9 protein-coding genes are annotated in these 9,057 nt (G+C 65.0%); 6 read left to right on the top strand and 3 right to left on the bottom strand.

Features of this window, described 5'->3' with window-relative positions; translation table 11 throughout:
* On the top strand, nt 1-1,235 hold a 1,235-nt coding region (locus EN935_RS12495; RefSeq protein WP_127373348.1), incomplete at its 5' end, for a formate--tetrahydrofolate ligase.
* Nucleotides 1,236-1,300: 65 nt separating this feature from the next.
* Here the strand turns inward: EN935_RS12495 and EN935_RS12500 are convergent.
* Entirely contained in the window at nt 1,301-1,945 is a 645-nt protein-coding gene (locus tag EN935_RS12500) for a cysteine hydrolase family protein (RefSeq protein ID WP_127262890.1), read from the bottom strand.
* Between the two features lie 127 nt (nt 1,946-2,072).
* Between EN935_RS12500 and EN935_RS12505 the strand changes: the two genes are divergently transcribed.
* Nucleotides 2,073-3,068 carry a helix-turn-helix domain-containing protein gene (locus tag EN935_RS12505; protein WP_127262889.1) on the top strand — a complete coding sequence of 332 codons (996 nt, stop codon included), beginning with the start codon at nt 2,073-2,075 and terminating at the stop codon, nt 3,066-3,068.
* Between the two features lie 5 nt (nt 3,069-3,073).
* Here EN935_RS12505 and EN935_RS12510 read toward each other — a convergent pair whose 3' ends face one another.
* Complete coding sequence (locus EN935_RS12510; protein WP_127262888.1) at nt 3,074-3,631, bottom strand: sugar O-acetyltransferase; 558 nt, start codon at nt 3,629-3,631, stop codon at nt 3,074-3,076.
* 187 nt (nt 3,632-3,818) lie between these two features.
* Between EN935_RS12510 and EN935_RS12515 the strand changes: the two genes are divergently transcribed.
* Together EN935_RS12515 and EN935_RS12520 are read left to right on the top strand one after the other, a co-directional pair.
* On the top strand, nt 3,819-4,280 hold the full coding sequence (locus EN935_RS12515) for a DUF4126 domain-containing protein (protein WP_127262887.1): 462 nt from the start codon (nt 3,819-3,821) through the stop codon (nt 4,278-4,280).
* A complete protein-coding gene (locus EN935_RS12520; protein WP_127373349.1) occupies nt 4,277-5,653 on the top strand; it encodes an FAD-containing oxidoreductase in 1,377 nt (458 codons plus the stop codon). Before EN935_RS12515 ends, EN935_RS12520 begins: the two co-directional genes overlap by 4 nt.
* 19 nt (nt 5,654-5,672) lie before the next feature.
* Here the strand turns inward: EN935_RS12520 and EN935_RS12525 are convergent, their stop codons facing one another.
* Nucleotides 5,673-6,116 (bottom strand): MarR family transcriptional regulator, encoded by a 444-nt coding sequence (locus EN935_RS12525; RefSeq protein WP_127373350.1) that lies wholly within the window; start codon nt 6,114-6,116, stop codon nt 5,673-5,675.
* Between the two features lie 164 nt (nt 6,117-6,280).
* Between EN935_RS12525 and EN935_RS12530 the strand changes: the two genes are divergently transcribed.
* Entirely contained in the window at nt 6,281-8,647 is a 2,367-nt protein-coding gene (locus tag EN935_RS12530) for a membrane-bound PQQ-dependent dehydrogenase, glucose/quinate/shikimate family (RefSeq protein WP_127264747.1), read from the top strand.
* Between the two features lie 179 nt (nt 8,648-8,826).
* The coding region (locus EN935_RS12535; RefSeq protein ID WP_164771100.1) for an MFS transporter at nt 8,827-9,057 on the top strand (231 nt) is incomplete at its 3' end.

Below are 9,057 nucleotides of genomic sequence, written 5' to 3' on the forward strand. Positions count from 1 at the left end.
ACCACATCTACTGGGGCAATGAGCGCGGCATCGACACCCGCCGCGTCGTCTGGCGCCGCGTCATGGACATGAACGACCGCGCGCTTCGCGAGATCATCTGCTCGCTCGGCGGCGTCGCCAACGGCTTCCCGCGCGAAGGCGGCTTCGACATCACCGTCGCCTCCGAAGTGATGGCCATTCTGTGCCTGTCCACCGACCTGAAGGACCTTGAAAAGCGCCTCGGCGACATCATCGTCGCCTACCGTCGCGACAAGTCGGCGGTTTATGCCCGCGACCTCAAGGCCGACGGCGCCATGGCCGTGCTGCTCAAGGACGCCATGCAGCCCAATCTGGTGCAGACGCTGGAGAACAACCCGGCCTTCGTCCATGGCGGCCCGTTCGCCAACATCGCACATGGCTGCAATTCGGTCGTCGCCACCACGACGGCGCTCAAGCTTGCCGACTATGTCGTCACCGAAGCTGGCTTCGGCGCCGACCTTGGTGCTGAAAAATTCTTCGACATCAAGTGCCGCAAGGCTGGACTGAAGCCGGCGGCGGCGGTCATCGTCGCCACCGTGCGCGCCATGAAGATGAATGGCGGCGTCAAGAAGGAAGACCTCGGCAAGGAAAACGTCGAAGCGGTGAAGAAGGGCTGCGCCAACCTCGGCCGCCACATCGAGAATATCCGCCAGTTCGGCGTGCCGGCGGTGGTTGCCATCAACCACTTCTATTCCGACACCGACGCCGAGATCCAGGCGATGAAGGACTATGTCGCCTCGATGGGCGAAGAAGCGATCCTGTGCAAGCATTGGGCCCACGGCTCGGCCGGCATCGAGGAGCTTGCCAACAAGGTGGTGGCGCTGGCCGAATCCGGCGCCTCGCAGTTCGCGCCGCTCTATCCCGATGCCATGCCGCTGTTCGAGAAAATCAACACCATCGTCCAGCGCATCTATCGCGGCTCGGAAGCGATTGCCGACAAGTCGGTGCGCGACCAGCTCAAGGCCTGGGAAGACGCCGGCTACGGCCACCTGCCGGTCTGCATGGCCAAGACCCAGTATTCCTTCTCGACCGACCCGAACCTGCGCGGCGCGCCGACCGGTCACACCGTGCCGGTTCGCGAGGTCAGGCTTTCGGCCGGTGCCGGCTTCGTCGTCATCATCTGCGGCGAGGTCATGACCATGCCCGGCCTGCCCAAGGCTCCGTCCTCGGAAAAGATCTTCCTCAACGAGGCCGGCCAGATCGAAGGCCTGTTCTGAGACTTTGCAGTTTCGACGAAAAGGGCGCCGCAGCGATGCGGCGCCCTTTTCGTTTTCGGATCGCCCTAGGCAGCGCTGCGTGACAGCGCCCGCTGGTTGGAGCCGAAGATCGTGTCACGTTCCGGCAGCGCGCCTGTCTTCAGGCACTCGACCCATTCGGCGGTCTTGAGCACGGCGGCGAAGCGCGACTGCAGGATGATCGTCACCACGCGGTGGATCTCCTCGGCCGAGGCGTAGCCGGCGCTGTTGGCGTAAGGCACCGAGCCGGTCGCATCCGACAGGAACTCGACGGCAAAGCCCATATGCACGGCGTGGATGATGGTCGACAGGTCGCAATTGTGCGTCATGTAACCGACCACGGTGATCGTATCGATGGCGTTGGCACGCAGCCAGTCCTCGAGGTCAGTGCCGGTGAAGGCGGAGGGCAGGTTCTTTTCGACATAATGATCGCGCTTACGCCTGGCGATTTCGGGATGGAGTTCGCCGCCATGGCTGCCCTTGGCGAAGATCGGCGATGTCTCGGGCGCCATCTGCTTGACGACCACCACCTTGATACCGGCAGCAGTCGCTGCATCCATGGCGCGCGCCACATTGACGACGCTGTCGCGGAATGACGGATGCTGGATGGCGAGATTGCCGCCGTCATAGTCGTTCTGCACATCGACGACGATCAGCGCCCGGCGCGGCGTGGTGTTGGCTGGGTCAGACATGGTGTTTTCCTTTCCGGCTTGAATGCGATGGATCAAAAATAGGCGGGTTCCCAGACAGTCGAAAGTGGCCCGATTGACATCACTCGAAAGAATTGGGACAATCCGCTTTCAACTGCCGGAAGCAAACATGACCAACCCGACCATTGCCGTCCTCGCCTTCGACGGCATCAGCCCGTTCCATCTTTCCGTGCCGTGCTTGGTCTTCGGCGAGGACAGGACGGCGCTTGGCCTGCCGCGCTTCGACTTCCGCATCTGCGCGGCCAAGGTCGGCCCGATCCACACCGAGGCCGGACTGACCGTTGCGGCGCCGCATGGGCTCGACGGGCTCGACGGCGCCGACATCGTCATCATCCCAAGCTGGCATCATCTGGGCGAACCGGTGTCGCCGCTGTTGATGGAGACACTACGCAGAGCGCACGGGCGCGGCGCCTTGATCGTCGGCCTGTGCCTCGGAACCTTCGCCATTGCCGCGGCCGGGCTGCTTTCGGGCCGCCGAGCCGCGACGCACTGGGCCTATTCCGAGCAGTTGCAAACACTCCATCCCGACATCGCCGTCGATGCCACGGTGCTCTATGTCGACAATGGCGACGTCGTGACCTCCGCCGGCGTCGCGGCCGGCCTCGACTGCTGTCTCCATATCGTGCGCGCCCGCTATGGCGCGGAAGCAGCACTCCGGCTCGCCCGCCAGATCGTCCTTTCCCCGCATCGGCAGGGCGGGCAGGCGCAATTCATCGAGCATCCGGTGGCAAGAAGCGCGGACGCCGACCGTTTCGCCCAGGCCCTCGACGCGGTTCGAGCGACGCTTAGCGAGACGCACAGCCTCGACAGCGTCGCCGAGGCCGCAGGCCTCGCCCGTCGCACCTTCACCCGCCGATTCCAGAAATCGATCGGCACCAGTTTCGGCGAATGGCTGGCCAGCCAGCGGATCGAACTGGCGCAGCGCCTGCTGGAGGCAACGGAGAAATCGATGGACATGGTGGCCTTCGAAGCCGGCTTCGGCAGCGCCACGTCGCTGCGCCAGCATTTCGCCGCAAGGCTCAAGACATCGCCGGCACAATACCGGCGTGAGTTCTCCAGGCGGGCTGATCAGGACGAGCGCATGACGTACGTCCTGTCGTCCTGATCTGTTCAGTTCCGCTTGACCGCTCGTGCCGGATTGCCGACCACGGTGGTGTTCGCGGCCACGTCGCGCGTCACCACCGCGCCGGCGCCGACGATGGCACCTTCACCGATGCTGACGCCGCCAAGGATGACGGCTGAGCCGCCGATCCAGGCATCGGCGCCGATCTCGACCGGCCTGGCGATCTCCAGTCCGGCCTGCCGCCCACTGGCCGCCTTGTGGTGCTCGGCGCAGTAGATCTGCACATTGGGGCCAAGCAGCGTTGCCTTGCCAATACGCACGTTTGCCGAGTCGAGAATGGTGCATCCGGCATTGAGGAAGACGCCATCTCCGAGGAAGATGTTGAAACCATAGGCGCAGTGGAACGGCGCTTCGATGCGAGCCCCCTCGCCGGCTTTGCCGAGCAGAGCCTTCAGGCCAGGCCCGAGGTTTCCGCGCTGACGGGGTGGCAGCGAATTGTGTTCGAACACGGCGTCACGCGCTATTACCCGCAATGCCTCCAGTTCGTCGTCGAGGCACGTGTACCATTGGCCGGCCGCCATCTTTGCGCGCTCGCTTCCAGCCATGACGATGTCTCCCTGTGACGTCACTGCCAAAGCACAATTGCAGTGAACGGGAAGGTGCCAGCATCCGGCAGCATCGTGCGCGAAAATCCATTCTGATTTTTCGGAGTCATGCGCTGGTCAAATGCCGGTCCTATGCTAGCCTGCTGTTGCCGGGCCGTCCTAGCCCGGTGATCGAGGGGGATCAACCATGCTGTATATTCTCGCACTTCTGATCGGGGTCATTGCCGGTCTTCGCGCCATGACCGCACCGGCCGCCGTTGCCTGGGGTGCTTATCTCGGCTGGCTGCCGGTTGCCGGCACCTGGGCGAGCTTCATGAGCCATTGGGTGGCTGTCGGCATCTTCACCATCCTGGCCATCGTCGAGCTGGTCACCGACCAGTTGCCATCGACGCCGAGCCGTAAGGTACCGCAGCAATTCGGCGCCCGCATTGTCATGGGCGCCTTCACCGGTGCGGTGATCGGCGCCACCGGTGGCGCCACCATCGGCGGCCTGATTGCCGGCGCCATCGGCGCTGTCATCGGCACGCTGGGCGGCGCCGAAGCACGCGGCCGGCTCGCGGCCGCCTTCGGCAAGGATCAGCCCGCCGCCTTCATCGAGGACGCGGTGGCGATTATCGGCGGCCTGCTGATCGTAGCGGCGGTGGTATGACGGCCAAGACCTTCGACGCCATAATCATCGGCGCCGGACAGGCCGGCCCTTCGCTGGCCGGTCGGCTGAATGCCGCCGGCATGAACGTGGCGCTGATCGAGCGCAAGCTGATCGGCGGCACCTGCGTCAACACCGGCTGCATGCCGACCAAGACCATGGTCGCCAGCGCCTATGCCGCGCATCTGGCGCGCCGCGCCGCCGACTACGGAGTGACGCTCGGCGGTCCAGTCGGCGTCAATTTCAAGGCGATCAAGGCACGCAAGGACAAGGTGACGATCGACGCGCGCACCGGGCTCGAGACCTGGATCGCCGGCATGGACAAATGCACGCTCTATCACGGTCATGCGCGTTTCGAATCTGCCAACACGGTGCGCGTCGGCGACGACCTTCTGACCGCCGAGAAGATCTTCCTCAACACCGGCGGCCGCGCCTCGGTGCCCGCCCTGCCCGGTATCCACGACATCGACTATCTGACCAATTCCTCGATGATGGATCTCGACGTGCTGCCGCGCCATCTCATCGTCGTCGGCGGCAGCTACATCTCGCTCGAATTCGCACAGATGTTCCGCCGCTTCGGTAGCGAAGTTACCGTCATCGAGAAGAGCCCGCGCCTGACCGGCCGCGAGGACGAGGATGTCTCCGCCGCCATCCTGTCCATCCTCGAAAACGAAGGCATATCGGTTCATACCGGCGCCGACGACATCGCTTTCGCCAAACAGGGCAAGGACATTGCCGTGACCTTCTCGGCCGGCAAACCACCGGCGGTTGGCTCGCATGTGCTGCTGGCTCTGGGACGGACGCCCAACACCGACGATCTCGGCCTCGACAGGGCCGGCGTCGAGGTCGACAAGCGCGGCTTCGTCACCGTCGACGACCAGCTGCGGACCAGCGTACCCGGCATCTGGGCGATGGGCGACTGCAACGGCAAGGGCGCCTTTACCCATACTTCCTACAACGACTACGAGATCGTCGCCGCCAATTTGCTCGACAACGATCCGCGCAAGGTCAGCGACCGTATCGAAGCCTATGCGCTCTACATCGACCCGCCGCTCGGCCGTTGCGGCATGACCGAGGCCGCGGTGAAGAAATCCGGCCGTCGCGCGCTGGTCGGCCAGAGGCCGATGACCCGCGTCGGCCGCGCCGTCGAAAAGGGCGAGACGCAGGGCTTCATGAAGATCCTGGTCGACGCCGACACCAGGGAGATCCTCGGCTGCTCGGTCCTCGGCCCCGGCGGCGACGAGGCGGTGCATTGCGTGCTCGACCTGATGTACGCCAAGGCCCCGGTCGACACGCTGGCGCGCGCCGTGCACATCCACCCGAATGTCTCGGAGCTGTTGCCGACCATTGCCCAGGAACTCAAGCCGCTGGTCTGAGGCCCGGGCTTCTGGCCGGTCAGCCCAGTTCGCTCAACATCGCCTCCAGCCGGCCCAGCAGAAGCACGGCGCCATTCAGTTCGCTATCGCCAACGTCCTTGAGCAGATCGGCCCGCAGCACCGACAGCAAGCGCTCGATCTCGGTCACTCGGCTGCGGCCGGCATCGGTCAGCGACAGGATCTTGGCCCGCCGGTCGAACGCGTCCTCGGTGCGCGTCACCAGCCCTTCCTCGACCAGCAGGTCGACGATGCGCACCAGCGACGGTCCCTCGAAGCCGAGATGATCGGCAAGCACGCCCTGGCGGAGATTGTCGCCGAGCCGCGACAGCATCACCAGCGGCATGGCGGTGGCATGCGATAGGCCGCAATCGTCAAGCGCCTTGTCGGCCGCGCGCCGCCACAGCCTGGCGACTGATATAACGAGTTGGCCAAACCTGGCACGATCCGGGTCTTGCTTGAGCATGGCGGAAAAGATAACATGCTATCTATTAGGATGCGATAAATTCTTTTCCTTGGCGAAGCCCCCGTCGCCGAAACCGGAAGCCGGCCTCCATTGATCGCCCTACGGCCTTTTCTTGGCCGCCGCGACCGCGAGACCTCGCCATCCGGGCAAGCGTGAGGATCGACATGTCAGACCAAGATACCAACACATCCGGCGGCGTCTGGCTGCTCGTTCTTTTCGGCCTGGTGCTGATGATTATCGGCCTGCCGCTGCTCTATGGCGGCGTCCAGCTAATCGGTCTCGGCGGCTCCTGGTATTACGCGCTGGCCGGTGCCGGCATCATCGTCTCCGGTTTTCTCTACGCCTTGCGCCGGCGAGCAGGCTTCTGGCTCTACATCCTCGTCTTCCTCGCCACGGTTCCCTGGGCGTTCTGGGAAGTCGGGTTGAATTTCTGGCCTCTGGTGCCGCGGCTGGTCGCGCCCACAGTGCTGGCCGTGGTCGCCCTTCTGCTGGCGCCGCTGTTTCCGTCATCGCGCGGCGGCAAGCGCGGCCCCTTCGCCCTTGCCGGTGTTCTCGTGCTCGGCCTGGTCGCCACCACCGCCTATGCCTTCCAGCCGCATGGCGTGATCCACAACACGGTCGCGGCCACCGAAGCTCCGACGCCGGCCGCGGCAGCCTCCAGCACCGACTGGCGCCACTACGGCCGCACGCCGGCCGGCACGCGCTATGCGCCGATCGCTGAGATCACCAAGGACAACGTCAAGGATCTGAAGGTCGCCTGGACCTTCCGCACCGGCGATGTCCCGGCCAAGGGCGCCGAAGACCAGAACACGCCGCTGCAGGTCGGCGACACGGTCTACACCTGCTCCTCGAAAAACATCGTCAACGCACTCAACGCCGAGACCGGCGAGCCGCGCTGGAAGTTCGATCCGAAGGCCTCGGCGCCGCTGTGGCAACGCTGTCGCGGCGTGAGCTACTACGAGCCCACGGCCGCCGCGCCAGCGGCTGGTGCCACCGCGACCGCCTGCGCCGGGCGCATCGTCATGACCACCATCGACGCGCGGCTGATCGAGATCGATGCGAAGACCGGCCAACCCTGCGCGGATTTCGGCCAGGGCGGCACCGTCGACCTCAAGCAAGGCATGGGCGAGGTCAAGCCTGGCTTCTACTTCCAGACCTCGGCGCCGACCGTCATGCGCGATCTGGTCATGATCGGCGGCTGGGTCTGGGACAATGTCGAGACTGGCGAGCCCTCCGGCGCTGTTCGTGCGTTCAGCGCCAGGACCGGCGAGTTGGTCTGGGCCTGGGATCTCGGCAACCCTGATATCACCAAGCTGCCGCCGGAAGGCCAGAGCTACACGCGCGGCACGCCCAACGTCTGGTCGACGCCGAACTATGACGACGCGCTCGGCCTCGTCTATCTGCCGACCGGCAACGCCACGCCCGACTTCTTCGGCGCCGAACGCAGCAAGGCGGCGGAAGACTATACCGCTTCGGTCGTCGCGCTCGACATCGCCACCGGCCGCGAGCGCTGGAAATTCCAAACCGTGCATCACGATCTGTGGGACTACGACCTTCCCTCGCAGCCTGCTCTTTATGACGTGCCCGACGGCAAGGGCGGCAAGGTGCCGGCGCTGATCCAGGTGACCAAGCGCGGCCAGATCTTCATGCTCGATCGCCGCGACGGCAAGCCGATCGCCGAGGTGCAGGAAAAGCCGGTGCCGCAGGATGGCGGCGCCAAGGAGGATTTCCTGTCGCCGACCCAGCCCTATTCGGTCGGCATGCCTTCGATCGGCGACAAGCCGTTCACCGAGGCAAGCATGTGGGGCGCCACACCGCTCGACCAGCTCTATTGCCGCATCGGCTTCAAGAGGCTGCGCTACGAGGGCGAATTCACGCCTCCGGGCCTGACGCGCTCGCTGCAGTTTCCCGGCTATTATGGCGGCATGAACTGGGGCAGCGCCTCGATCGACGAGGCCAATGGCTATCTGATCGTCAACGATATCCGCATGCCGCAATTCGTCGAGCTGCTGCCGCGCGCCGTGGCCGACAATTATGGCCCGTCGGCCGCGCATGATGGTCTCGGCACCCAGCTCGGCACGCCCTATGGCGCGCTCAAGAACGGCTTCATGTCGCCTTTGGGTGTTCCCTGCCATCAGCCGCCCTATGGCACCATCAGCGCCATCGACCTGAAGTCGCGCCAGCTCGTCTGGCAGGTTCCCGCCGGCACGCTGCAGGATACAGGCCCGCTCGGCATGAAGACCGGCCTGCAGATCCCGGTCGGCATGCCGTCGCTCGGCGGTCCGGTGACCACGGCGGGCGGCCTCGTCTTCTACGCCGGCACGCAGGACTACTATCTGCGTGCCTTCGACGTCGCCACCGGCGAGGAACTCTGGAAGGGCCGCCTGCCGGTGGGGGCACAAGCGACGCCGATGACCTACACTTCGCCTGAAAGCGGCCGTCAGTTCGTCGTCGTCTCGGCGGGCGGCGCGCGCCAGTCACCTGATCGCGGCGACTACATTGTCGCCTATGCCTTGCCGAAGGCGCCGTGATCCCGGAAACCAGGGGGATCTCACTCCCGATCCGATCGGGGTCATCAAACGGGGCGCGCCAGCGCCCCGTTTCTTGTCTGCTCCTCGCTTTCTGCATTGCTGCATTGCAGCAATGGTGCTTGTGAACCGGGCATACCGTCGCGCAGTCTCAATTTGAACCGATTCAGTCTGGACGCCCCATGCCTTTGCCGATCCTTGCGCTTGCCATTGCGTCCTTCTGCATCGGCACCACCGAGTTCGTCATCATGGGCCTGCTGCCGGAGGTCGCCGCCGATCTCGGCGTGTCCATTCCTTCGGCGGGCCTGCTGGTCACCGGCTATGCGCTGGGCGTCGTCTTCGGCGCCCCGATCGTCGCGATGGCCACCGCGCATTTGCCGCGCAAGCCGGTGCTGGTCGGGCTGGCCGTGCTG

This window comes from Mesorhizobium sp. M7D.F.Ca.US.004.03.1.1 (genome assembly GCF_003998635.1).
GTDB classification, from domain to species: domain Bacteria; phylum Pseudomonadota; class Alphaproteobacteria; order Rhizobiales; family Rhizobiaceae; genus Mesorhizobium; species Mesorhizobium loti.

Excerpts from the sequence above, each read along its gene's own strand:
- EN935_RS12500 (WP_127262890.1), bottom strand. The coding sequence starts at position 1,945 with ATGTCTGACCCAGCCAACACCACGCCGCGCCGGGCGCTGATCGTCGTC.
- EN935_RS12515 (WP_127262887.1), top strand. The coding sequence starts at position 3,819 with ATGCTGTATATTCTCGCACTTCTGATCGGGGTCATTGCCGGTCTTCGC.
- EN935_RS12525 (WP_127373350.1), bottom strand. The coding sequence starts at position 6,116 with ATGCTCAAGCAAGACCCGGATCGTGCCAGGTTTGGCCAACTCGTTATA.
- EN935_RS12520 (WP_127373349.1), top strand. The coding sequence starts at position 4,277 with ATGACGGCCAAGACCTTCGACGCCATAATCATCGGCGCCGGACAGGCC.
- EN935_RS12530 (WP_127264747.1), top strand. The coding sequence starts at position 6,281 with ATGTCAGACCAAGATACCAACACATCCGGCGGCGTCTGGCTGCTCGTT.
- EN935_RS12505 (WP_127262889.1), top strand. The coding sequence starts at position 2,073 with ATGACCAACCCGACCATTGCCGTCCTCGCCTTCGACGGCATCAGCCCG.
- EN935_RS12510 (WP_127262888.1), bottom strand. The coding sequence starts at position 3,631 with ATGGCTGGAAGCGAGCGCGCAAAGATGGCGGCCGGCCAATGGTACACG.